This is a genomic window from Paenibacillus sp. XP01 (assembly GCF_057364885.1).
Window position 1 is genome coordinate 6,031,816 of sequence record NZ_CP139481.1, and the last position, 23,473, is coordinate 6,055,288.

Annotated in this window: 20 protein-coding genes and 1 pseudogene; 6 read left to right on the forward strand and 15 right to left on the reverse strand. The window is 51.9% G+C overall.

Features of this window, described 5'->3' with window-relative positions; genetic code table 11:
* Positions 1-7: 7 nt before the first annotated feature.
* The gene (locus tag SNR34_RS27235; protein ID WP_486180605.1) at positions 8-862 is read right to left on the reverse strand and encodes a phosphotransferase; all 855 of its coding nucleotides are present in this window, start codon (positions 860-862) and stop codon (positions 8-10) included.
* A gap of 38 nt (positions 863-900) precedes the next feature.
* Positions 901-1,563, reverse strand: a complete 663-nt coding sequence (locus SNR34_RS27240; RefSeq protein ID WP_486180606.1) for a DinB family protein — start codon at positions 1,561-1,563, stop codon at positions 901-903.
* Positions 1,564-1,759: 196 nt separating this feature from the next.
* Between SNR34_RS27240 and SNR34_RS27245 the strand changes: the two genes are divergently transcribed.
* Positions 1,760-2,872, forward strand: a complete 1,113-nt coding sequence (locus tag SNR34_RS27245; protein ID WP_486180607.1) for a stalk domain-containing protein — start codon at positions 1,760-1,762, stop codon at positions 2,870-2,872.
* A gap of 127 nt (positions 2,873-2,999) precedes the next feature.
* The gene (locus SNR34_RS27250) at positions 3,000-3,434 is read left to right on the forward strand and encodes a hypothetical protein (protein WP_236420465.1); all 435 of its coding nucleotides are present in this window, start codon (positions 3,000-3,002) and stop codon (positions 3,432-3,434) included.
* 68 nt (positions 3,435-3,502) lie between these two features.
* On the opposite strand, the gene SNR34_RS27255 is transcribed toward SNR34_RS27250, so the two are convergent.
* The 7 genes from SNR34_RS27255 to SNR34_RS27285 form a co-directional block, all read right to left on the reverse strand.
* The gene (locus SNR34_RS27255) at positions 3,503-4,561 is read right to left on the reverse strand and encodes a glycosyltransferase WbsX family protein (protein WP_343262024.1); all 1,059 of its coding nucleotides are present in this window, start codon (positions 4,559-4,561) and stop codon (positions 3,503-3,505) included.
* A gap of 16 nt (positions 4,562-4,577) precedes the next feature.
* Positions 4,578-5,732, reverse strand: coding sequence for a CgeB family protein (locus SNR34_RS27260; RefSeq protein WP_343262025.1), 1,155 nt, complete (start codon positions 5,730-5,732; stop codon positions 4,578-4,580).
* Positions 5,733-5,973: 241 nt separating this feature from the next.
* A complete protein-coding gene (locus tag SNR34_RS27265) occupies positions 5,974-7,035 on the reverse strand; it encodes a hypothetical protein (protein ID WP_486180608.1) in 1,062 nt (353 codons plus the stop codon).
* Between the two features lie 32 nt (positions 7,036-7,067).
* Positions 7,068-8,741, reverse strand: a complete 1,674-nt coding sequence (locus SNR34_RS27270) for a DUF6138 family protein (protein WP_486180609.1) — start codon at positions 8,739-8,741, stop codon at positions 7,068-7,070.
* Positions 8,742-9,046: 305 nt separating this feature from the next.
* Complete coding sequence (locus SNR34_RS27275) at positions 9,047-10,699, reverse strand: extracellular solute-binding protein (RefSeq protein ID WP_236420460.1); 1,653 nt, start codon at positions 10,697-10,699, stop codon at positions 9,047-9,049.
* Between the two features lie 100 nt (positions 10,700-10,799).
* Complete coding sequence (locus tag SNR34_RS27280; RefSeq protein ID WP_236420459.1) at positions 10,800-12,392, reverse strand: response regulator transcription factor; 1,593 nt, start codon at positions 12,390-12,392, stop codon at positions 10,800-10,802.
* Entirely contained in the window at positions 12,367-14,130 is a 1,764-nt protein-coding gene (locus SNR34_RS27285; protein WP_486180610.1) for a sensor histidine kinase, read from the reverse strand. Before SNR34_RS27285 ends, SNR34_RS27280 begins: the two co-directional genes overlap by 26 nt.
* Before the next feature lie 225 nt (positions 14,131-14,355).
* On the opposite strand from SNR34_RS27285, the gene SNR34_RS27290 reads away from it, so the two are divergent.
* Both SNR34_RS27290 and SNR34_RS27295 read left to right on the forward strand, forming a co-directional pair.
* Complete coding sequence (locus SNR34_RS27290; protein ID WP_236420457.1) at positions 14,356-15,321, forward strand: ABC transporter permease; 966 nt, start codon at positions 14,356-14,358, stop codon at positions 15,319-15,321.
* 12 nt (positions 15,322-15,333) lie between these two features.
* The gene (locus SNR34_RS27295) at positions 15,334-16,212 is read left to right on the forward strand and encodes a carbohydrate ABC transporter permease (RefSeq protein ID WP_236420456.1); all 879 of its coding nucleotides are present in this window, start codon (positions 15,334-15,336) and stop codon (positions 16,210-16,212) included.
* 70 nt (positions 16,213-16,282) lie between these two features.
* On the opposite strand, the gene SNR34_RS27300 is transcribed toward SNR34_RS27295, so the two are convergent.
* Positions 16,283-16,468 carry an aspartyl-phosphate phosphatase Spo0E family protein gene (locus tag SNR34_RS27300; RefSeq protein ID WP_236420455.1) on the reverse strand — a complete coding sequence of 62 codons (186 nt, stop codon included), beginning with the start codon at positions 16,466-16,468 and terminating at the stop codon, positions 16,283-16,285.
* A gap of 228 nt (positions 16,469-16,696) precedes the next feature.
* Here SNR34_RS27300 and tnpB point away from each other — a divergent pair.
* A pseudogene (gene tnpB / locus SNR34_RS27305) lies at positions 16,697-17,783 on the forward strand (IS200/IS605 family element RNA-guided endonuclease TnpB); the annotation flags it as partial.
* Between the two features lie 218 nt (positions 17,784-18,001).
* On the opposite strand, the gene SNR34_RS27310 reads toward tnpB, so the two are convergent.
* The 5 genes from SNR34_RS27310 to SNR34_RS27330 form a co-directional block, all read right to left on the reverse strand.
* Positions 18,002-19,000: a hypothetical protein gene (locus SNR34_RS27310; protein ID WP_486180611.1), complete on the reverse strand. Its 999-nt coding sequence runs from the start codon at positions 18,998-19,000 to the stop codon at positions 18,002-18,004.
* Between the two features lie 11 nt (positions 19,001-19,011).
* Positions 19,012-20,010, reverse strand: a complete 999-nt coding sequence (locus SNR34_RS27315) for a cysteine peptidase family C39 domain-containing protein (RefSeq protein ID WP_486180612.1) — start codon at positions 20,008-20,010, stop codon at positions 19,012-19,014.
* Positions 20,011-20,039: 29 nt separating this feature from the next.
* Entirely contained in the window at positions 20,040-20,957 is a 918-nt protein-coding gene (locus SNR34_RS27320; RefSeq protein ID WP_486180613.1) for a helix-turn-helix transcriptional regulator, read from the reverse strand.
* A 162-nt stretch (positions 20,958-21,119) separates the two neighbouring features.
* Positions 21,120-21,302 carry a hypothetical protein gene (locus tag SNR34_RS27325; protein WP_236420451.1) on the reverse strand — a complete coding sequence of 61 codons (183 nt, stop codon included), beginning with the start codon at positions 21,300-21,302 and terminating at the stop codon, positions 21,120-21,122.
* 145 nt (positions 21,303-21,447) lie between these two features.
* Complete coding sequence (locus SNR34_RS27330; protein ID WP_486180614.1) at positions 21,448-21,771, reverse strand: ArsR/SmtB family transcription factor; 324 nt, start codon at positions 21,769-21,771, stop codon at positions 21,448-21,450.
* A 226-nt stretch (positions 21,772-21,997) separates the two neighbouring features.
* On the opposite strand from SNR34_RS27330, the gene SNR34_RS27335 reads away from it, so the two are divergent.
* Positions 21,998-23,374: an MFS transporter gene (locus SNR34_RS27335; RefSeq protein ID WP_486180615.1), complete on the forward strand. Its 1,377-nt coding sequence runs from the start codon at positions 21,998-22,000 to the stop codon at positions 23,372-23,374.
* The last annotated feature ends 99 nt before the right edge of the window (positions 23,375-23,473 follow it).

Here is a 23,473-nt window from a genome sequence, read left to right on the forward strand (position 1 = left end):
GGTATTTTCACACCAATAGCGATTTATACTCCTCCAATATGTTCAACTGCCGTTCAATGTAGGAAACGTTAGGGGCACTTATCCCCTGCTCCATTACAAGCGCAAGCATTCCGCGCAGCAGCCATAGGTGCAACTGCTCAAATAAACGTCGGTTGTCCCACACCCTGTGCTCCTGCGCGTATCCTCGTTCGAAAAGAGAGAGTGACTTCTCCATCTCTGTTCTTGAAGCGGTTAAAGGGATGCTCGAAGTAATCACCGCTGCCAAATCAAAATGGCGATCCCCCATCCTTGCTTCCGCCATATCAATAATGAAAACATGCCGCTCAGTAAATAATAAATTCCATATTCCCAAATCACCGTGGATCACTGTCTCTCTATTAACGGAATAAGACTTGCATTGCATCATATGATTGCCCAATATTCGAATGTTAGATTCAGACGAATTCCGTATCTCCTGCCCCACAGCCTTCCATAACAAAAGAAGATCATAACGATCCTCCTGTTCTCCTAATCTCACTTCCCCAGTCAAGTGATGAAACTGGCCGACAAGCTTCCCCAATTGTAGGAAGTTCAGTTTTTTTGCTCTTGACTCGTTCACTGGGCCCTTATATTCTTGGATATTAAAATATACACCGAGGTATGTCGCATACGGCATTCCATTTTTCGCACAACGAATTTTCGGACTAATGTTTGTCGGCGCAAGCTTCTGCGTTAGTATATATTCTTTCCAGGCCTGCTGTTCGCTGCTCAATTTACGTAAAACAAACGCTCCCGCTTCCGTATCCACCAACATCGCATCAGAGGTATTCCCCTTGTTCAACGGTTTGCATGACTTGACTCTTCCGATATCATATTGCTTCAATACATCCGGTTGAGCAACCACATTATTCCCTCATTTCCTCATTCACGTATCCTTGATGATTTGTTGAGATGTACAAAATGATGCCGCGTCGCCGGCATCATAAACAATCCGGCTACGGTCAGATTGCCCCAATAATCCAATAACCAGTTGTTTTCCGGCAGTACGTCCCCCATTTCCGACAATTGGCTCAAATGTGCAGAAGACACTTTTCGTCTAAAGTCTGCTGCCGACAATTCCATCACAATCTCGCGCGTCCGTTGGCCGACAGCAGCTCGGTACGCGCGCAAAGAGGGTATATCCACTACGGAACTCAGGTGCACAAGCTGTTCAAGCGACATTCCATTTCCGGTATCGCGGACGTTCAAATGCATGGATTGCATCCACAAGTCACTATCGATAACCTGCTTCATTTGGGCCACCAGCACATTCATGGTCATGTCTTCGATCCGGGTCGAATGATAGATATGCCATGCAACCGAGTTGGCTCCAGAATCCGGGACATGTCGAAACCGGTTTTCAGTCATATGATCCAGTACTTCATCTTCAAAAGACCACGCAGCCCCATCTCTGCTTCGAGCCGAATGGACAGCCCCGTGCTGCAAAAGCAACCATTCCCGCGCATTCTCGTACTGTGCGGGCTTCGCCAACATGGACTTTAGCTCTTTTTGCCGCTGATTCCATAACTTCCGATCTTCAAGCACATGGATTCCCCCATCTTTATGACATTCCTTTCCAGGGATCATTATACACCTTGGCATTCTGCGGATGGATGATGAAGTTTACAAGTTGGATATAATTCAGAATTATTCTGGATATCTTCCGTGAGTAATATATAGCCATAAGGGACAGCGAGCCCGGACATCATAATCCACTACATCCATAAAGGAGCGTTATATCATGAACAAAAACATAAAAAAATCCGCAGCAGCCGTCATGGTGCTTGGCATGACATTAACCGGGGCGGCAGGCGTATTCGCAGGCACGCAATTGGAAAAAGTCTCGGCATACCTCAACCACGGCATCAGCTTCAACGTAAACGGCTCGGCCTACACTCCAACGGACGGCAGCGGCAACAAACTGGCACCGATCACCTACAACAATTCCACCTACCTGCCTGTTCGAGCGCTTGCCGATGCACTGCATGTACCTGTATCCTACGATAGCAAAAAAGGTCAGGTTATCATCGGCGAAGCTGCGAATGCGGAATTGACCTCCGTTTCTTACAGCGCAGCACAAAAACAAGCCATTCAAAAAGCATTTGCACAATTCGCCGGATTCGAAACGGCCTATGCTCCTGAGCAAATGATTGCCGGCGATACATTCAAAAGCGTTGGCGCAGGCGGAGACGGCGTGAACTTTGTGTTCGCACACATGAATGTTTCCATCTCTCCCAAAGATTACTCTTTCGATTACGAGGGCAAAACGGTTACATTGGCAAACGGAGTATCCGCCAAATGGTACACGCCTTCGGATACAGGCATGCTGACATTCAAACTGGATGATCGGTATGTGACGCTCAGCTCGCCGGATCACAAATTGACCCAAGCCCAACTGGAGCAGGTTGCCGTGAACGTCAACAAATTGGGCAGTAACAGCAATAATGGTTCCGACCAGGGTATCGCCGCTTATGCTGATGTAAACTACAACAAGTCCCAAGTCTCCGCGATTCAAAAAGCATTTGCGAAATTCCAAGGTTTCGAGACGGCTTATGCTCCGAAGCATATGGTTGCAGGTGACCAATTCAAAAGCGTCGCCGCTGGCGGGGACGGTGTAAGCTTTGTGTTTAACCACATGAAAGTGGATGTTTCGCCGAGAGATTACGCTTTCGACTATGACGGCAAAACCGTCAAACTGCCCAACGGCGTATCCGCCAAATGGTACAATCCCGACAAAACGGACATGCTGACGTTCCAATTGGATGACCGGTATGTAACACTCAGCTCGCCGGACCATTCCCTGACCCACGCCCAATTGGAGCAAATGGCCGCAGCCGTTCAAAAACTGAAATAATTGGCACGAAAACTCTGAAAATGAGCATGGGTAATATACCTGTTTTCGATAGAACAGGTATATTACCCATATTATTTTGCCTCTAGTTACATAAGATAGATCATCAAATATAAAGGATGATGTGTCCATGCCTACGTTCGATAACGTAAACGTGACGGGAAATGCCACAATTCAGCAGGATTTTCAAGTCAATGGCAATGCGACGTTTGGTCAAAATATACAGGTTAATTCTAACCAGACCGTGCAAGGCTCCTTGCAGGTGAATTCCAACGAAACGATCGCGGGAAGTTTACAAGTCAACGGAAGTGCGACAGTGAACTCCAATTTTGGTGTCAATGGCCAAGCAAGCGTCGGTGGTAGCTTGACGGCTGGGCAAAGACTGAACGTAACCGCTCTTCCTACCGCTCCAGGCGTTGCCTCAACCGCAGCCAATGTTCTCTTGTACCCTTCCGGCAACCCCAACCAACCGGGATTATTGCTCAAAGGGACCGACGGATCCAACTACGTGCTCTTCATTGATGCTTCTTCCGGCACGTTGGCCATTGGAATTCAAAAAGTCTGATTACGTCATCCTGCCGTTTCCAACGAAAAATGCGCGTCATATTTAAAGAGAGGTACCCCGGTCCTCTCTTATTCGTTCTCCGAGGATTCCAGCGCCTTCTTCACAGCCTTCAAATAAGCATATTCCCCGTCTTTATCCGGCTCCAAATACGCTCCTTCTCCCCACTCGTTCCATGCGTTAATAAACACAAATTCACTGCGATACAGCTGTCTGGCTCGTTTGAGCTGCCTCCTCAAATATTCTTCGAATTTATGAGGCGACGCGCCAAACCCGCTCTGCCCCTTCACACCGAGACGTGGTGTATTGTCCCAGCCAACAAAAGCCCCTGGAAAAATCATTTCCCCTTCCCGACGCGGCGAACGATTCAACATCAACCGCCACACTTCGTCGTAATCAAACACAAGATGTTCCCCGCCCATCGTGCGCATGGTGCTCCAAATTCGCTCCGAACCGCTGTGTCCGAAGGTGTAGTGGGGCTCGAACTCTACGCTGGCATCGAATCCTTCCTGTTTAGGCAACCCAAAGCCACCCAGCGTCCGTACCACGAAAAGGCCGTCCATCCCTCTGCGTAACGCGAGTCGCTTCCAGAAGGCCAACATCTCTTCGCAACAAGGAATGTTTCCGGGACGATAAATCAGGAATACCGGTTTGTTGTCGATACGAATATATCTTGGATCGCTAAATGCCTGCAGCAGATAGTCGAAATGCCGCTCCCAATCTTCCTCTTGACCATAATCCTGCCGAAGGATCAGTTCATTGTCGCTGCCATCCCATTTGCGGGTCCACGATTCATTCGCCCATGACAAACAAAAAGGAAAGTCCGGCTTCCCGGAGCTCAGCATCTGTTCCAAAGGCTGTTCCAACAGCTTTTTTCCTTTAAACCAGTAATGATAATAACAGAAGCCGTGCAGCCCGAATTTCTTCGCCAACCCGGCCTGCCATTGCCTTGCAGCCGGATCGGTCAGATCATAATAATAATCGTTATAAGGCTCCCTTGGTTGCCGATGCCCTTGGTATAACGGTACCGATTTCTTCGTATTAGTCCACTCGGTGAATCCTTCTCCCCAAGCGGCGTCATTTTCAGGAATCCGGTGAAATTGTGGCAGCAAATAGGCAATCAGTTTCAAAAGGCCTTCCTCCCGTTCATTCCCCGGCGGTGATTCTTTTAAGGAGCCGTAATATATTTTGAAAATAAGAGTAATCGTACTTGCTGCCCTCCAATGCCTTACTGGCGATTTTGCGCTTCAAGTCCGGATGATGCCTATAATATTCAAGGAGGTTGTGGAGCTCTGTCGTGGATTGAAAAGTGACAATGTTTTCGCCTGGACTCAAGTGCTCATAGAGATGCGGCTGATCCTGAACCATCTGAAAAGCGCCGCAAGCGGCTATGTCGAACAATTTTTGCGGGCAACGGCACGAATCGAAATGAATAATAACGTTCGCGCCGTTGTAACACGAATTTGCATCGTCCTCTGTATGAATGGAAGTAATGATCGGTTCGTTCTCCCACCCTTGCCCCATCGCATGCACCCGTCCTCCAGCAAAATGTCTTGCCACCTCGGATACATATGCGGATCGTTCCGGTACCGCATCCCCGATGATTAACACATCGGATTGGAACTCCCTTGAGACAGCCTGCGGATAAAATACGTTGCGGTCGGCAGCAAAAGGGTGATAGTACACACAGGGAACGCCCCCAGCCTGATAAACCGCCACATGTTCCAGATTTTGCGATAGAACTACATCACCCAAATGTGCCAGTTGCCAAGTCGCATCGTTCGTGCCATCCGCATCGTCAAGCCACATTACCTTGCGAGCCGGGCATGAGGCCAAGGCTTTCCGTTCCTCTTCCGAAAGCTTGCGCGAATTGCCGAGAAGCAGTACAAGATCCGGATTCAAATCCTGCAAACGCGTCGCCATGGAGGGTAGCAGCCCGACAGTCGTCACTTCACCCACAACCATTTTTAAATGCTCGACGATCACTTCTGCGGTTTGCCATCTGCAATCAGGAAGCACGGAAATCAGGCAAATCCGCAAGTTTTTGAGATCGGCCGGTTGAAATAAGGGATCGCTTATCTCTTCCACCTTTGGTTGTATCGTCGATTGTGTTCGCGAAGACTGTCCTTCGTTCGCGATCCACTGTGAAAACTGCGAGCTTAGCCATGGCTGGAGTTGTTCAAGCATTTCGCCGATCACCGCATCGACGATCTTGCGCTGCTTGGGAGGCAGTGCCGATTTACGCCGGGACATCCCGGATTTCGGCCGCCTCTCCCGCCCACTGACCTTTTTTTTCACCATGTCTTGTTCTCCTATGCCACGTGTCGTTCTTTTATCTTATGACGTGACCGCGATATTGTCTGAGACAGATGACCATTCTTCCCCATTCCGTTTTAATAAGGTGGTATCCCTAAGCTCGCAAAAGCAGTTAAAAAACAGCAAAAAAGCACAGCAACGTGGCTGTGCTCTTAGTACTTGCATGTAATCCTTAAAAACCGGAAGAATGGGGTGACCACAAACACCTGCACAGCCTCTTTATCGGTCATTTTTGAGAAGGAGCACAGGACGAAGAAATTTGAATGACTCGCCGATAATACATGCCATCGATGAGTTCCTCCCATTCCAGTTCGCCGATGTTGGCATCCCGATAATATACGACCGTAGCGGGCAAAAAACCGGCCACAGGACCAAGCCCCCCGCAGATCAAAGAGCCGCCGTCCCCACCTTTGGGCATAAGCTCTCCAGTCTGACTAAGCGTAAGCTCGCAACGATAGGGATCGCCTTCGAACCGGATGCCGAAGAAATTGGGCAGCTCCAGATCGTAAGCACGGCCGTCGTCCTCAACCATAGAAGGGTCCGGCTCCGCATTTTCATCCACGATGCCTGGAACGCCCTGTAAACTTCCGAAATGCTTCAGCTTCATCGTGTAGTCAAAGCTATCTCCCCACGGAAACAGCGTACGGCAGCCCCCGCCGTAAAGGTACTCCCACTCCTCTTCCGTCAGCAAGGAAAACCCTGTTTTCTCGGTTTCTTCCTTCAACCGCTCCAGCGTCGGGTCTTCGTTGAACCAAAAGATTCGTATACCTCCTTCATGGCGCACCAAACGAAAATGCTGGTAACGTTCGTACTCGCTGATGTCAGATTGTTTGAATTTCTCCCATTCTTTCGCGAGTTCCCCATCGTCCCAAGCCATAGCTTCTTCTTCGCTCACTTCAAACCAACCCAGGGAACGGGCCTGACATTCGACCAGCATCGGAGAAATGTGGACTTCTCTCACCGGAGACGAAAATTCGCGAAGATAAGCATCGATATCGTGTACGCCGTACCCACTGAAGGTTTCCCGAATATCGATGGCCGTCTCCTCGTTCATGCCTTCGTGCCAACCGTCCCACCCCAACGTCACGAGATCACCTGGAACAAATGCGAAGTCCCGTTGTTCATAGGAGAACACACCTGTCTCCGTGCACCGACCGTACCGTTCAAATTTCCGCAAGCCTTCGTACGCCATGCCTTCCGGAAGTTCTGTCAGCTCCTGCAAATATTGTTCCTTTTCAACTGATGAAAGAGCAGCCCACGCTGTACGGTTCAAATGTTGTAATTCCATATCCCCCGCCCTCTCCCTGAATGGTACTCTCGTCACTTGCCCGCTGCATGCAGCAATGCCTGCAGAAGCTCCTTGCGCCGGCCTTCGGCCTTTCGTGCCAAACCAGCCAGTTTCTCTACCTTTCCCCATATCGGATACAACACGCGCTGGACCTCATAAGCCTCTAATCCTTGCACCTGTTCTACCCATAAAGCCAGCTTGTCCTCATCTTCCAGCACAGGCTGAAGGGCTTTCAGCTTCAAACCATCGGTGGAACGTTTCAAACATGCGATGAGTGGCAGGAGCGATTGCTGCGTCAGTCCGTGTTGTTCGACAAAGGCTGCCGTGAACTTGTCCTGCACCATCTGATGCTCGTCATCCACCAGACCCATGTATGTCTCCACCAGAGGGAAATAACGCTCGTCCGCAAGGCCAAGTCCGAAGGTGGCGTAGGAACCAGGCATGCAATTTTTCTCTCCCTCCGTGTCCTCATACCATTCGAACTCCTCCATCACTTCGCGTGCGTATTCTTCCAACAGCGGATGCAATTCGGGATAACCCAGCGCATTCGCAAAAAAACGGTGGGTATCCGATTTCGCCAGTCCTTTGACCGGCAAGTAGTGCTTGGCTTTCGATTTCAGCTTGATTTTGTAGCTTTTGGGGAAACCCTGCTTCAGCAGACGGATGATGTATCCAAGCGCCTGTTCGTAAGCTTTCGCCGCTTCCTCGCGAACTACGATGGTGATGGTCGAAAAGACGTCATTGGCCGTGCATTCCACCTGTTCATTCCGCATTTGAATGTCTTCCTTGGCGAAGGTGCCGCTGCCCTCTTCCATCATGTGCGCGGCCTGACTGCTTCCAAGCTGCTCGGCAAGCTCAAGGAAGGTTACCCCCGTCGATTTGCTGTAATTGGGCTCATACCTTAGAATCATTACGGCTCCATATAACAGCAGCCTGACGGGATGATGATCAGCATCGTGTTCACCCAGAGACGCTCCTGGTTTAAGCGTATACTCATTGGATCTGTAAGCCGAGCGCTGGACGTCAAAATACAAGGGCAAAAACTGATTCTCCGCCCAGTTCCTCAAGCTTTGAGTAATATTTCTCCGATGCTCCGAGAGCGCTTCCTGGCGCCCCTTGTTCAACGCCTGAATGCGATCGTATTGCGCGATGATCCATGGCACGTCCAACTCCGGGAACAACACGGGATCGAGCAAATGCCGGACTAAAAAGAACGTTTCCAGCGGTTTCGTTGGATAAGACCCATTGGTCAGCTTCCGATCGACATAAGCATGTATCTGTTCAAGCAGCAACCGCTTTTTTTCCTCATTGACTGATTCAAACAGCGTGATCCGCAGAGAACCTTCGTCCGTCGGGAACTTGCCCCGAAAAGTAAATCGATAGTCAATCAGCGGCGTATCTGCCAAACGTTCCAGTCTCTCCTGAATCACCTGTGCCAAACGAGGACGGATTTCAGTCTGAACCTGCTCCACCGTAAAAACATCGTTCTTTCCGGGTCTCAATCCTTCTTCATCCATACCGAGATCCAGGCTGTCCACGGTTGTTCTTCCCGGCCGATAATCCAGCAGCACATCATCATAGATCCCTGATTGCAGCTTCGTTCGTTTCACTGTTGACTCGGCATCGTCCCGTTTCTCCGTTTGGTCGAACCATTGATGGATCTCCGCGATCATCTCCTCCACGGCCTCTTCTACAATGATGCTCATTGATCCGTCTCCTCCTTATATGGACATGTTCCCCTTAAAATGCACCACTACTTCTATCACAAATATGCGCATCTACGTTCGTATCCTGCCTATTATTGTACTATCGCTTGCCAGGCCTAAACAATAAGTCTCACGTACGGTTGTCCGCCGTCCTGCCCGCTTCGACGATCAACTCCAGATCGCTCATTAAACTCCCCCGGCAGAATAAAAAACACCGAAATCAAGGCCTGTTCCAGCCCGATTCCGGTGCAATTGCGAAAATGATTATTGATTGTAATCCTTTAGTACGACTTCTTTCAAACCACTTAATTTACGGTTTTGAACCATTCGTTCACTTCGACCGTAATGTCATCGCCGCCCATCGATTTCCATTTTTCCACGAATGCGTCGAACTCATCGATGCCGACTTGGCCGTAGATGATTTTGCTGAACGTGTCCTTCTCCAGCTTGTCGAGAGCATCCTTTTTCATTTTCATCGTATCGGTCGGCGCACCGGTGAACTTGTTCTTGATCGCATCGTCTTTGTGTGCCACGACGACCTCTGCAGCGGCGAACACTTCCGGTTTGTTGGCCATGCTCGTGTTTTTCTCGAACGGCGTTTCGGGCTCCTTGCCGGTGGCCAGTTCCGCGAGCGTATCCATCATCAGGTTCGGAATGCGCGCGCCGTCATACGTAATGGTGTACTTGAGCGGCGATACGCCATCCTTGAGATCGGCTTCGCCGACGACTTTGCCGTCCACGATATCGAAGTCGTACCCCTGGGCAAAGCCGTGCTCGAATTCGCCGCCCACTTCCGGGTTCGCAAAATGATCGAACAAGTAATTTTGATACGTGAAGAAAATTTCGGGATTCGCCATGTCCTTGTTGATCAATACTACGCCATTGCTTGCGCCGGAACCATGGTGGTGGCTTTCGCCAGTCGGGCCTGTCGGCAGCGCAATGGCTTTGTAGGCAGCGCCCTCCACGTTTTTCTTCACATCGTCGATCGGCCAGTTCGGCATCCAGTGCGGCCCGACGATGATGCCGGCTTTGCCTGCGGTAAACAGCTCGGCAGCTTTGATTTCATCGTAAACGCCGGCTTCCTTCGGCAGGTAGCCTTTGTCCAGCCACTCTTTCATCGTAGCGAGCCCTTGCTTCACGCCAGGCTGGATCGAGCCGTATTCAAGCGTGCCGTCCGCGGCTTCGTTCCATTGTCCGGGCATCGTGCCGTACATGCCGAAGATCCAGCCGGATTCCGTCATCCACGTATTCAGCGCGTTCTTCATGCCGACGGTCAAGCCGTACGTATCCTTTTTGCCATTGCCGTCCGGGTCCTGGTTCGTGAATGCGTCCATGACGGCCACCAGTTCGTCGATCGTTTTCGGCTCTTCCAGCCCAAGCTTTTTCAGCCAATCCTCGCGAATGAACATGACCGGATCGCCGTTGTAGGCATAATCGAAAATCGGAATGCCGTACCTTTTACCTTCGTACATGTAAGGGTACCACTCTTCCGGCGCGGAGGCGGCCGCCTCTTTCCACGTATCCGAAGCGTATTTGTCGAACAGCTCGCCAGCATCGGCGAACTTGCCGGACTCGATCAACTCCCGGACCAGATTATAATCGCCCCGGATCGAAACGATGTCCGGCAGCTCCTCGTTGGCCGACAACGACAGACGCAGCTTGGTATAGAACGCATCGTTGGTCACCGATACCGCCCATGGCGTGCTCAGCTCGATGCCTAACCGTTCCTTGGCCCACTTGGTGTGCACGTTGCTCTGGGCGGTTTCGCCGTTTTTGAACCGGGTATCGTCGTTCCAGGCACGCAAGTAGCTCATCTGCACCGCCGGCTCATATTTCCCGTCCTTCAGGGCAAGCGGTGCCGCCGCTTCCGGCGCGGCTTCTTCCTTGGCTCCCGAGCTGCATGCAGTCACGACGACCATCGTCAGCGCGAGCAGCGCCGTCATCATTTTTCTATACATGAAAACCCCTCCTCAGTGACTGTGTATCCCCTTACATGAAAAGGATAGTTCAGCCGGGAAAGCAAACAAATATCACAATTTCAATGTTCATATCGATTTGTTAACCGTTCCGGAAATCCTGCGGCGTCAGCCCATAGTGCTTGCGGAACACTTGAATGAAATAAGGGGTGTTGTTGTAACCCACCTCCTGGCCGACCTCATAGATCTTCATCGAGGTATGCTTCAACAGGTGTACCGCCCGGTCCATCCGGGAACGCATAATGTAATCGCTGATGCCTTCGCCGGTGGATTGTTTGTACAGTTTGGACAAATACACCGGGTGCAGATGCACCTCACCGGCAATGACCTGCAGGGACAAGTCCTCGGACAGATGGCGGTCGATCCATTGCTGCACCTGGCGAATCAATGGCGGAACGTTGTCCTGGCGATCTTCCTGCGCGCTTGTCTCCCACTGAAGCATCACTTTCTTCGTCCATGCATCGAGGCTGCGCAGCGATACGCCGTATCCGTCCTTCAGCAGCTGCTGATACTCTTCGCCGAGCACCTCGGACAACTGCCTCCCTTCCCGATGCGCCATATAGGAGAACGCGGCCGCCAAATAGTGAAAAGCGACATACACATGCTCCGGAAATACGCTGCCTGACAGCTCCGCAAAGATGCCGTCGATTTTACGCTGTGCCTCATCTACTCTTCCCGCCTCCAACAGCGTGGTGAGTGCAGGCGGTTCATAGAGCGACGACAACGATTTCAGCGCCGTTCCCCGAGGTTCGGCGGTCGCTTGAAGATGCAGGCCCTTTCCGGCATCCGCTTGTTTGCGAAGGGCGCTGACGGCCTGCAGGTACAGCTGGGGGACATGTTCGGGAAAACGCCCCATTCGGCTCGAAGACACCGAAATGCTTGCATTCAGATACTGCCTCACGCTGTGGATCAGCCGATCCCCCAGCCTGCCGAGCAGCAGCTCGGCATCGTCCCCCTCCTGCTTCGGGCTGACCATGAATACAAGGTCATCGTAAGCATCTTCGGTATGGCACAGATGATAGCTGCCGCCGAAGATTTCCTCGACCACGTTGGAGATGGCGTATTTCATCAGGCGGAACGCTTGGTGCGCCTCTTGCGCGTCATCGTAGCGAACGATAAGCACCTGCATTTTATCCTGCGGGCGAAAGCCGATCTCGAGCTGTTCCAGCTTCGCCGTCAATTCCCCATCGGCAAATCGCCGTCCCAACAATACGTCTTTCATCAGTTCCGCCCGCTTCGCCGGCAGATGCTCCCTCACCGAATACATGGCGCGCTGATGCATCATGCGTTTCTCCCCTTCAAGCCTGATCTGCACGGAAGCCTGCTGCACCGCTTCAATAAGTTCTTCGTCCCTTACGGGTTTGAGCAAATAGCTGACCGTGCCGTGCTTGAGCGCCTGTTTGGCATAGTCGAAAGAGGCGTGGCCGGACAAAATAATGCACTTGACCTGCTCCCACCGCTGCCTGACATGGCCGACCAGATCAAGGCCCGACAAGCCCGGCATGCGAATATCCGTGATGATGATATGAACGCTGTGCTCGGCCATCGTCTGCAAAGCCTCCTTTACGGAATAGGCTTTGAATACCCGGCCAATGCCATGCTCCCTCCACGGAATGGACGCAGCAATCGATTCCACCGCCGAATGTTCGTCATCCACGACCATCAAATTCATCATGGGAAAGTTCCTCCTTAAACCATCGTATTTCAACGCTAAGCCCTCCCTGCGGAATCTCCGCAAAATGAAGCCCTGATGACAACCCGTATCGCGTAACCAAGCGCTGATGAACGTTCCACGTCCCCGTGCCGATCTCTTCGCCCATCGGTTCGTGCAGTTCCCGTTCGAGCCGCTCGATCGCCTGCGGCGTCAGCGCGACGCCATCGTTGTCCACGAACAAGCTATAACGCGCATAGGTTTTGCTGTCGATCTGCTCGCGGGCAACCATGCCTGTCACCACGATATGGCCGCTGCCTTCCATCGGCTCAATGCCGTGGATGACCGCATTCTCCACGATCGGCTGAATGAGCAAGCGGGGAATGCGCTGCTGCATCAGTTCTCCGGGAACATCGATTTCATAGGAGAGCCGATTCGTGCGCATCTGCTGGATGGACAAATAATTGTTCAGCAGCTCCACTTCCCGTTCGACGGTAGTCATGTCGTTCTGGTCCTTCGTGATGTAACGGTAATAATCGCCAAGACTGAGCGCCATGGCTACGACCGCTTCGCGGTTGCCGAGCTGGGTCATGTTTTTGATGTAAGACAGGCAATTGTACAGAAAGTGAGGGTTGATCTGGGACTGCAGATGCTTCAGCGTCGCTTCCCGCGAACGAATGCGTTCCTCGTACACCTTCTCGATCAGCTCCTGAATTTGCTCCGCCATATGGTTGAAGCTTTGGGTCAAATAACTGAATTCGTCCCGTGAATGGTCGACCGCAATCCGGGTGGAAAGCTGTCCCTTGCGAATCTGCTGCAACCCTCTCATCAGGCGGTAGATCGGGATCTGTACCTTGCGGTAGAGCAGCAGGGCCGCCCCGATGCTAAGTACAAGCAGCAGCAGGATGGACGTCACGAACATGTTCCTGCTCTTGTCCATCGGATTAAGCAGGTCGTCCAGCACGACCGGGTTGACATATATCGCATCCAGCTGTTTGGAGCGGACGTAGCTGACGAGATATTGCTTGCCGTCCGCTTCGAGCTGCCAATTCCCGGCGTCCTGCCCCAGCGCATCCAGCGGCATACCGCGCCGAATGGCTTCCACCAGTTCCGGCTCCGCACTGCGATTGACGAACGGGTCGCTATTCGGGACGAGCAGAAACGGATCGCCGCCCTGCGTCTCCTTGAAATCGTCGAGCATGGCCACAATGTTCATCGGGTCGAAGCTGATTTCCATGACCGTCCGCACGCCCGTTTCAGCCGGTTTGTCGCTCCATTCATAATGGTCGGTGAAAAAATACGTAAAGCTCCCTTCGTTCAGCTTCCACGCACCCGGCTCCGGATACTTGAGCATGCTTTCTTTAAACACCGTAAGATTCGCCTTTGTGGATAATACAAGCTCCGCCTGCGGCAGCACAATCGTGATGTCGTTTTTCCACTGGCTGGTGGACTGGTACAACGACAATTTGTCGAGAATATCGAGATAAATGCTGTTTTTTTCGTATTGGCTCGTTGCATCGTTCATGTAGCGATAATGCAGTATGCTCGGATCGCGCAGCAAGGTCAAAGCGTATAACGAGAGCTGCTCTATGTTTTTGTCCACCTGTGAACTGAAATAACTGAACTGGTTCAGGCTGGACTGCTGCTTCTCCTCCACGACCATATCCACGTTCGCCTGATTCGCATAACTGTAGAGCAGCAAAATCGGTACCAGCAGGCACACCAGCAGCACGACCGTTTTGGCGAACACCGTCAATCTCATGACTCCACCCTGCTTCCGGTTAAGAATAGGAAAACACCGAAGTCCTATTTTATATTGAAACCCCTTACATATCCATATTGAATTTTGGTTAACAAATCAACATCCGTCTTGAAAAGTTGCTCTATAGCCGGCCTGTTTCCATTGCTATAATTCAGTTGCTCCACCCGTGCAGAGGCGATTCTGCCTTGATTTCTGGCACGGCTGGACGATCAAAGGAGGGACCTGATGGCTATGGAACAACCGATAACAAGCCCTGCTCCGGCAAGCCGGATAAACGGGCAACCGCGCAAGCGCACCCGCTGGAATTGGAAACGGACCTGGCCGCTGCACCTGATGCTGCTGCCTGCCGTATTGCTTACTTTGCTGTTCGCCTATGTCCCCATGGGCGGCATCGTGATCGCTTTCCAGGATTTCAAACCTTGGCTCGGCTTGACCGGGTCCAAGTGGGTCGGCTGGGAAAACTTCCGTTTCATGTTCGAATATCCCGACAGCGTGCAGGTCATCTGGAACACCGTGCTGATCGCTTCGATGAAAATCGTGGCCGGACTGGTCGCTCCGGTCGTCTTTGCGATTTTGCTGAACGAAGTCCGCCATTCCGCGTTTAAACGTTTCTCGCAAACGCTCGTATACCTGCCGCACTTCCTGTCTTGGGTCGTGTTGGGCGGTATCTTGCTCGACATGCTGTCCCCCGAAGGCGGACTTGTGAACCGGGTGCTGGCGGCGGCCGGCATCGAACCGATCTTTTTTCTGGGCGACGGCGACTGGTTCCGCGTAACGGTGGTGATCAGTGATGTGTGGAAAGAGTTCGGATTCGGGACGATTGTATTCCTCGCTGCACTGGCGGGCATCAATCCCGCGCTTTACGAGGCTTCCGAGGTGGATGGGGCTTCGAGGCTCAAGCAGACGCTGCACATTACGCTGCCTGCGCTGGTTCCAATGATTATCGTAGTAGGTACACTGTCGCTGGGCAACATCCTGAATGCAGGCTTTGACCAGATTTTCAATCTGTACAACCCGCTGGTCTATGAAAAAGGGGACATTATCGATACGTTCGTGTACCGTATGGGGATTTTGAGCGGGAAGATGAGCTTTGCGACCGCCGTCGGATTATTTAAATCCTTCGTGGCGATGTTCCTGATCATTACGGCCTACCGGATGGCTTACAAAATCGCCAATTACCGCATTTTCTAAGGAGGAATCAAGGTGTACCACAAAACGACCGGCTACCGTATCTTCAACGGATTCAACTTGTTCTTCATCGCGGTGCTCTCGCTCCTGTGCGTGCTGCCGCTCATCCATATTCTGGCGGTGTCCTTCAGCGGCAAAGCGGCGGCATCCGCCAACCTGGTCACGTTCTGGCCCATCGACTTCACGGTCGATGCCTATGCCAAAACGTTCGGCAACAGCAACTTCCTGAATGCGCTCTGGATTTCGGTTCAGCGGACCGTGCTCGGCACACTGCTCAGCATGGTGCTGGTCATCCTGACCGCCTACCCGTTGTCCAAAGAAAGCCTGCATTTCAAGGGCCGCTCGCTGTACGCATGGTTTTTCATCTTCACGATGCTGTTCAGCGGCGGACTCATTCCTTCCTACATTCTGATTCAGAAGCTGGGGCTGACGAACACGCTATGGGCACTTATTCTGCCCGGAGCGGTCGCGGTATGGAATCTGATTCTCATGATGAACTTTTTTCGCAACGTGCCGAAGGAACTGGAGGAAGCTGCGTTTATCGACGGAGCCAACCATATTACTACCCTGTTTCGCGTTTACTTGCCGGTATCCATGCCGGCCATCGCCACGATCTCGCTGTTCACGATGGTGGGACAGTGGAATTCCTGGTTCGACGGACTGATCTATATGAACGATGCGTCCAAATATCCGCTCGCCACGTTGATGCAAACCATTATCGTGCAGCAGGATTTCTCCAATATGAATGTGGACGCCACCCAGCTTCAGAACATGTCACAACGGACGGTCAACGCTGCCCAGATCTTCATTGGTGCGCTGCCGATCCTGCTCGTTTATCCGTTCCTGCAGCGTTTCTTCGTGAAAGGGATCGTTCTCGGAGCGGTCAAAGAGTAAGACCTTATTCGCCTAAATCAGCCTCATGGCAAAACCAAGGCACCCCGGAAAGTGAAGGCAGTTGCCCGGTTCACTTGCTGCGGGATGCCTTTTTTCGGTACATCATCTCGTTGTATTCATTGATCAACTCATCCAGAAGCATCGACTGGCGAATGACATCCGGATGCCATAATTCGGCATGGGCGCTGGCGATCTGATGCAGCTTCCGTCTCGCTTTTTCAATGCATTCCTGAATGGTTTCCGGATTCTTCACCATACTCCCGCCCCCTGTTGACATTCCGATATTTCATCCAAAAAAGACCATCTAATATAATATTCGGAACAAAGAGGGCCAATAATTACCCCAAAATTAAATTTATCATTGAAAGCGAGAAGACTCCCTCCACAAAAGCGTCAGCTTTAGGTGTGGGATGAATCGCCATTTTTTTCTATTCGAAACCGAACATATGTGCTATAATAACTGCAAGGAACGGAGGTGTATGGCATGCTCTTCCATAAAGCATACAAGTATCGGATCTACCCCAATCGTACACAGCAGCAGCTAATCCATCAGATGTTTGGATGTTGTCGTTTTGTGTTCAACTATTTTCTGGGACAATGGAAGGATACGTTTGCCGCCGCGGGTAAGGGCTTGTCGTACCATGCTTGTGCCACGCAGCTTCCAGATCTAAAGCAAGAACATCCTTGGATGAAAACAACGGATAGTATTGCTCTACAATCGGCTGTTCGGCATGTAGCCGATAGCTTTGATCGTTTTTTCAAGAAGCAGACGCAGGCTCCGCGTTTCAAAACCCGTAAACATCCGTTGCAAAGCTACACCACCCGATATACGAATGGAAATATCGCTGTGAATGGGAGTAAGCTGAAGCTCCCCAAGCTGGGGTGGCTGCGGTTTGCAAATTCCCGCCCCTGTGAAGGACGCATTCTCTCGGCGACGGTACGGCGAAATGCCGCAGGTAAGTATTTTGTTTCGCTCGTCTGTGAAGTCGAGATGGAGCCCTTACCGCATAACGAGAAGTCGGTAGGGATCGATCTGGGACTTAAAACGTTTGCGGTATCTTCCGAGGGGATGCGGGATACTCATCCGAAAGCCTGGAGCCGGTATGAAAAGAAGTTGGCAAGCTGGCAGCGGAGGCTGGCCCGGCGTACGAAAGACGGATTCAATTGGCAAAAAGCCAAACGGAAGATCGCCCTGATCCACGAGAGAATGGTGAATATCCGCCATGACTTTTTGCACAAGCTGTCCACCAAGCTGATTCGTGAAAACCAAACGATCAGTACCCTAGGACTTAAAGGTGTCTAACATGCTCAAGAATCACAAGCTGGCCAAATCGATTGCCGATGCGTCCTGGAGTGAGTTTAGAAGGCAGCTCACGTATAAAGCGGAATGGTATGGGCGCACCCTCAAGATTGCGAATACGTTTGCTCCGACAAGTCAAACCTGCCATGTATGCGGAGCGCTGCACCGAGAAGTGAAAGATCTTTCGGTACGGCAATGGGTGTGTCCCTCCTGCGAGACCCTCCATGATCGGGATGTCAATGCAGCCCGAAACATTAAGGATGTTGCCATATCGATCGTCATAGCGGCCGAGAACTGTGGGGACCACAGGGATCGCTTGGTCCACTTCGAACCAAGAGGTTCGATGACCCAAGAATCCCCCACTTCAAGCAAAGGCTAAGTGGTGGGAGTGTTCAAATGGAAAATGCAAAAAAATACCGTTCAAAGCTTTGCAGCCTAAACGGTATTTCCCAACCTGTTTGCAGCAGGGCATGCTGCCCTCGCTTTTGCTTACCTGAGTCCGATATCGCCGAAACGGTTGCTGATCGTCTCTGCAAACGCCTCCCGGATCGCATCGACCGCCTTTTGTTCAGTTTCTGCTGCTCTTTGGAGTAGTACGCTGACCTTGCGAACGAAAGATTTTTTCTTATCCTGCCAAGCCGCCGTCGAGTCTTCCATGGCCTCCTCGATTTTCGAATGAATAGTGGCCAGCCGTTCATATTCCTGAATGACATACGGCATCCGTTCCGACAGATGCTCCAGTTCGGCGGCATATCTGGCCATATCCTGCCGCGACCCGGCATAATAACGCAACGTCAGAGCAGCCTCTTCCGGTGCGTAATTCCCCGTTTCCAGCGCCTCCACCATGGCGGCATAAGCCGCGGAACCGCAGAAGTAGTCTTCCGGGGGCAGCATCGGATCATGCACCTCCCATTTGAACACGGCCTGAATGAGCGATTCCTTGCACACCTCCCACATATCCACCGTTTCTCGGGATTCGAGCACCTGATAGTACCAGTACGGCGTGCCGTTCTCCCCGAATGCGTCATAAGGCAAACCGCGGTATTCATCCCCGTCGCTGTCGCAGATCCACAATGTTTGCTCTTCATCGTCGTATCCGGTTACGATCACGAAAGGATTGTGCCATAGAATCGCCCCCGTGCCGCGATCAATCGATGCCTTGATATCGAGCAGAGCCTGTGCGCGATAAAGCGGGAACGTAGGCTCGAACGTAAATCCGGCCGACTGGCTTGCCGTAATTCCGATCAAGTCTGCCGCGACGAATTGTTCTGCCATCCAGTTGTACGCCGTGGTCGATTCCACGCTCATACGCCGATCCGTGACAAGCCGAAAGGCGCTCGCCGTCATGCCGGCGATCATATGTCGTGGAAACGATGTCCACCCTCGATGGACTAAGAGTCGATGCAATGCAGCCGAGTACGTTCCCCTCGTTTGCGATTCCGGGCCATCCCGTATGACGGGAGGCAGGTCAAGCTTACTTTTGCCCATGGTCCTTCCTCCTATCTTGCCGAATGCATGCCCCAACGCGGTACGGTAGAACGTTTGCGGTCCGGGTGGCGCGCAGAGATCTGACGGAAAATGCATACGGCCCGTTCTTCAAGCTCTTGCGCCTGCGGAAGCAAATGCGCGAGATGGTGGGCCATCTCCCGTGGTATGCTCTTGGTCTGTTGTTCACGAGAGAGGCAGCGCTTCATTTCGGACATCTGCTCCTCAAGCTGCTCGTAACACGCAAGCGCTTCGTCCAACCCGTTGCAAACAGGCCGTGCGTCACGCAAATAATGCTGAATTTCCATCCGGGAATGGCAGTAAGAATCTAGAATATAGGCCGCGCCCGCCTCATCGTATTCTCCGCCAAGCAATGCTTTTCTCCAGACTTCGTACGCCTTCCTGCCAGAAGCAATCGTCTTATCCGGCAGCAGACGATAAGGCGTATCCCAGTCCTCAATCGCCAGCCTCAACGATTCAAGTATCTGTTGATCTTCGGCAATCTGAACCCGATCACCGAAGATTTGGCAGTACCAGAACCCCGTATGATTCAGTCCAAAGTTATCGTACAGCACGACCTGGGACTCTTCGCTCCACCCATCCTGCACGTAGAATACGCGATCCGTATCGTCATACCCGTAAATCACTCCGAATTCGGGAATCCAATAAATGATGCCTTTCCCCTCGTCCAAGCTCTTTCTGACCCAATTCACCGCATCTTGTTGATAATGTTCAAAAGTGGAATGCCTTGTTCGCCCGGCGTCCCACACCGTAAATATGCCCAAATTATCCATGCCTGGCTTATGGGAATCGCCCCACTGGCCATATGCCGTCACAGACATCGGCAGCAGTCGTTCATGGATGGATAACTTGAATGCCATGCCTGTATAACCAGATAATGCATACTTTGGCCCACGGAACAATTCCGCATGGGTCAATACGGCATGCAAACTGTCCGTGTAGGATTTGGATTCCCGCTTCATGCTCAGGCCTTGTAATATAACATCTGCCAATGCGAGCTCCCCTCACTTTCACTACGGATTCAACTTCCGTTCGTCCTGTCCAATCTGGCCGCCATACGTGCAATATGGTTCTGAAGCCGCTGCCTGAGCCATTTTGGGGCAAGCAGTTCTTCCCATTCGCTTGTGAACAGATGCTCTTCGAATGTATCGGCATCATAAAATTCAATGGTATGAACCCGATCCTTTCGTTCCCGAATACGGTATCCCATCCACATATCCGCGTCGCAGATTTCGGGCAGAAGGATTTCAGCCAGGAACGGCTTGCGGACGGGCAGCGGCCTTTCCCAGATGGACTGATTCGCTGCTGCATCGCAGACAAATCGTTCATCAGATAATCGGATGCGGCGCACCCCTTCCAGTCGCAGCAGCATGTTTTGAAGTGGATCCGTTTCGTAACCCGCCACATAGTCCGCATTAAACCTTGAAACAAATCCAAGCGGGCAAAACGGAAATTGGCGCTCTCCCTCATGATCCTGGTAGTGCATGTGCACTACGCGGAATTCTTTGATCGCATGTGATAACAGCTCCCTATATTGCAACTGCCTTGGAGCGGCCGAAAATGAAGGGAACGCCTCCTTGATGCCCTCACTTTCCGAATCCTCTACGGTAAAACGCTCCAACAAATGGGCTACGCGCTTCACCGCATCAGAGCGATCATAATCGTAGTGGCGGTATCGATGCGCCAAATATTTCAGGACACGCTGTTCTTCTTCCGTCATATATAACTGGGGTAACCGATAAGTTTGATCCTCGTAACAGTACCCCCGGTATTTCGCCATGTAGACCAAGGGGGCACGGAGGGTGGCTGCCATATATTCAATGTCGCGTTGAGCCTGACGCCTGGAAATTTCGAATTCCCGGGCAAGCAGGCTGCTGTTCGGATAACGGCCGCTCCGAATCTGTTCGTCGAACCAGTGAATTCGGTGCATGTTGCTCATGGTTCTTCCCTCCCTGGTCATTGATGTGTTCTATTATAGTCTTCAGACGGTAAGGAAAACAGCGTGCCTTGCTGCCTTTCCCAGCGCTGCAGAAACCATGCAATGACCTTGGTTGTACGCATAGATGGTTTCTTTCCCCCTACTCCCTGCATCCGGTCATCGTTAAGCCTGATCGACTCTGGACTGGGCGGCTTTTGAGCATTTTTTGCAGACTTTCAGGCTCGTGCCATCCGTCTTCGTCTGCGTGTACAACAGTTTGATGCGCGTGCTTCCGCACACGGGACATGTTCCCCTTCCCCTGGAAGGCAGGTTCCACAATACGCGTCCTCTTTTCGTTTTTGCCAATGCTGGTGCCCCTTTTCTAAATTGGTTTGTCGTTCACCGTTATTATAAAGGGCATGGTACGACATAGAATGTCGCAGCAGTCGGCGTGAAAACACTGGCTGACACATAAAAAATGCCCCTTCTTCGGCTGAAGAAAGGACATCGTTCAAGATTGCTTATCCACCGACTCGGCCGCCGCCCGCAGCAAAGGCTGCAGCAGCCCGGGAAAACGCGCCTCCAAATCCTCGGATCGCAGCGTGATGAAATGCTGCGTCCCTTGAACGCGCACCCGAATGACCCCCGCTTCACGCAGTGTCCGCATATGGTGCGACAGCGTCGATTTCACAACAGGCGCCTGGAAATAGCTGCATGGCTGTTCCCCGATGCGTGACGCTTCAACGACGATGCCAAGCCTCACAGGATCGCTCAGTGCGTTCAGGACCGTGGACAATTCAATATCTTCAGCCTGCGGATGATGTAAAATTTTCATGCAAAGGTCTCCTTTTTTACATGAGATCCATTGTATTTTAGCACAATTCCATGATATATTTCTAATGTTCGATATCAATCGAACTTAAATCGATGAAACTTCCCCTGATTGCCAGAATCGGTTTCATTGCGATTGCACGTTTTTGCAAACATTACATCTCGTTTCTGAAACGTTCATTATTTTGCATTATTTAATATTCAACTATTTATGGATCAGGAGGTTACTTATGAGCAATACCGCAAATGCAACATCGGCAGGAAGGCCCGTCGGGATTCAGGAAGGGTTAATCGTAGGACTGCTGGGCTTCACGGTTGTGCTCGTCGTGATGAACACGATGATGTTCAATCTGGCCTTGCCCCGGATTTCGGTTGATTTCCGTCTGTCGTCCGTCGCCTCATCCTGGATCGTTACCGGGTATTCCATCGTGTTTGCCATTTCGTCCATTACGTTTTCGCGCCTGTCCGACTTCGTGCCAATCCGCACGCTCTTTACGATCGGCCTGACCCTGCTTGGCAGTGCATCGATCCTTGGCTTTTTCAGCGATCATTTCGTTATCCTGCTCTGCGCACGGCTGATTCAGGCTGCGGGCGCCGCATCCGTTCCCGGGCTGGCCATCGTATTGATTACGCGTTACATCCCCAGCGACCGCCGCGGCAAATCGATGGCCGTCATCATGTCAGCCAGTTCGCTTGGCCTCGGGCTTGGCCCCGTCATCGGAGGCAGCATCACCGAGTTCCTCGGTTGGCATGACCTGTTCATCGTTACTGGCTTGACCCTTGTTTTGATTCCGGTATTTTTCCGGCTGTTGCCGGGCGAAATGCCGCAAAAAGGTTCTTTTGACGTATGGGGCGCCTTGCTGCTGGCGATCGGAACGACAGGCATTCTGTTGTTCCTCACCACCCGCAGCTGGATCACGATCGTGATCGGTGCTGCTTCGCTGGTCCTGTTCTGGATCCGCATTCGCCGGGCAGCAGACCCGTTCGTGCAGCCAACGCTGTTCAAAAACAAAAAATACATGATGCTCAGCTCGCTCGGCATCGTGTCCTACATCAACAACTTTGCGACGTTATTCCTGCTGCCGCAGGTTCTGGCACATCTGTATGATTTGACGCCTGCCCAATCGGGCCTGGTTATTTTCCCGGGTGCCCTGGTGTCCATGCTGATGTCCAACCGGATCGGACGTATGATCGATCGCCACGGCAACACGCTGCTGCTCAAATTCGCGCCATGGCTGCTGCTGGCCGCCGCCGGACTTTTTGCCCTTTTCGCCGGCAGCAGTCTCTACGCGATCATGGCCGTTTACGTGCTGCTTAGTGTCGGCTTCTCCGCCTTGACCACGAGCGTGTCCAACGAGCTGTCGAACAGCCTCACGCAAGATGAAGTCGGAGCAGGCATGGGTCTGTTCCAATTGAGCCAGTTCTTCAGCGGAGCCTTCAGCGTCGCTGTGACCGGCGTGGCACTGACGGCCATGCAGCAGCTTTCGTTGTCCTCCGCGTACGCCTGGATTTTCTGGGGCATGACAATCATCGCTTTGGGCGCCGTCGTCTTCTCATGGGCTTATCTGCAGATGCAGAACCGCAAAACAGCAGCATCCAAAGCTTAAACTCAATGAACTGTACATTGCCGTCGCACAGTCCCGGCATTGCCCGGATGCAAAGTTGGGAAACGCGCCGCCTTTTCCCTAACCCGAACACCCCAAGCG